Source organism: Pseudomonadota bacterium, assembly GCA_026388215.1.
Lineage (GTDB): Bacteria > Desulfobacterota > Syntrophorhabdia > Syntrophorhabdales > Syntrophorhabdaceae > JAPLKF01.
The window spans coordinates 1-1840 of the sequence record JAPLKF010000211.1; the positions used below are offsets into that span (position 1 = coordinate 1).

At 39.5% G+C, this 1840-nt stretch carries 2 protein-coding genes; one reads left to right on the forward strand and one right to left on the reverse strand.

The window, feature by feature from the left end; genetic code table 11:
- Nucleotides 1–316: 316 nt before the first annotated feature.
- Nucleotides 317–1033, reverse strand: a complete 717-nt coding sequence (locus tag NTU69_10845; GenBank protein MCX5804006.1) for a hypothetical protein — start codon at nucleotides 1031–1033, stop codon at nucleotides 317–319.
- A gap of 368 nt (nucleotides 1034–1401) precedes the next feature.
- Between NTU69_10845 and NTU69_10850 the strand changes: the two genes are divergently transcribed.
- On the forward strand, nucleotides 1402–1840 hold a 439-nt coding region (locus tag NTU69_10850; GenBank protein MCX5804007.1), incomplete at its 3' end, for an endonuclease III.

A 1840-nucleotide genomic window follows, 5' to 3' on the forward strand; every position in this document is an offset into this window, starting at 1 on the left:
TTTAAAGTCTCCATAGCCAACGCCTCCTTTCTACCGCTGTTTCCTTACAATCTTTATCTTTAATATAGCACTCAAGCACATTTTTGCCAATAATTTTTTTGAATTGGCAGTAACCCGCATTTCCAAGGGGCGCAATTATCAACTAACGTTCAAGGCCAAAAGAAGTGAGATAGCATTTCCATATTGTTTTATGCTTTTACCCTGTTGTGGTTGTTCAGTCTCTCAAACCTGGCTGTCTCTTTTGTTTCTGGCAGGCGACATAAATGTCAACATTTCAAGCGTCCCTTTCGTTCCCCAAGCTTATTATCGGTCGTATTCATAGCCCCTTGCTTAATTTCTCGATCCCATCAGATAACCCCAACAGATCAAAACGCTCTTTATAGACCACCTTAAAAATCATCAGACAGCATAATCCTACTTGTGCTGTCGTTTTTAAACAAAGGGCATGGGGTTTAGTATTACCTTGCAGGTAGGCTAGATCAAATCTTATGAACCTGTCTTGCTGTTCCTGGCGCACAAGGGTGAGGATACCGTGAGGATTTGGATGTGCGCCATACTCTATCGTTCTCTCATAAAGCTCTTTAGCAGACGTGCCAAGATTTTTGTTCATGCCTTTTAATGAATCGAGAATTGCCTTAATCTGGAATTTATTTTTTACAAGTCGCTTCCAGTTTTCGTCATCATTGCGTTTTAGCCAAGTCCCAGTTAAAGATGGATTCTTGTAAATATTAAATCCGTAAAACGCATTCTCCAGACACCCACGTAGAACCATATAGGCCTCTGGGATTTGCCCGCTGGCTGACAATTGTACTGCTGTCAGATATGACGCATGTGTCCTTAGTAGGAAAAATACCGGGAACCAGTCTTTTGTGTTGCTGATATTTTCAATTATAGTTCTGTATACTTTATCGATATGTTGGAAGCGTCTGAATATCCCAAGATTAGCATAGGTGGCGAAGAGGTTGTGGCGAGCATCGTTAATATAGGTGGTAAGTTCATCTTTACCCCAGTCTTTTGGTATATCTATGCTCATGCAATTTGCCCCATCAGTTTTTTAAAGATAGCAATTCTTTGATTCCAGCAGAACCAAAACAACGATGTTACCTGCAAACATAAGAACCTCCTTAAAGCATGGCTTGAATTATCGGATTACTTTTTATGCTAAACATTGAACTGAATTTATTACCCCCCTTTTCCCTTCATTCTCCAGTAAATTTAATATACTGTCAAGTGAAAATATGAACGGAAACAAACGGAAACAATGTGAGATTTGTCAATGGTAAGCCGGAAGAACTTTGCGGCTAATTTTATGTTGTTTTTCAAGCATTTAATCGGTTTGATTTTCTCGTTGAATACATAAGAGTATAAGTGGTATAAAAGATACGTTCAGCAGAATCAGAGATGGAAAAAGATATAAAGTCAATAATAGATAAATTAAAGAGGATGCATGGAAGGCCGAGGGTTGAACTTACCTTTACGAATCCACTGGAACTTACTATCAGCACGGTGTTATCAGCACAGTGTACGGATGAAAGGGTAAATAAGGTTACAGAGCAGCTTTTCAAGAAATACAGAACATTAAAGGATTACCTTGATGTCCCTCTTGATGTGCTTGAGGAGGATATAAAATCCACGGGTTTTTATAAGAATAAGGCAAAAAGCATAAACACTAGTGCCCGCGATATAGTGGAGAGGTTTAAAGGCCGCATCCCTGAGGATGTGGACACCTTTGCCACAATAAAAGGTATCGGAAGAAAATCGGCAAATATGATAGTGGGACTGGCGTATGGAAAACCTGTAATTATCGTTGATACCCACGTGGTGAGGTTATCAAACAGGA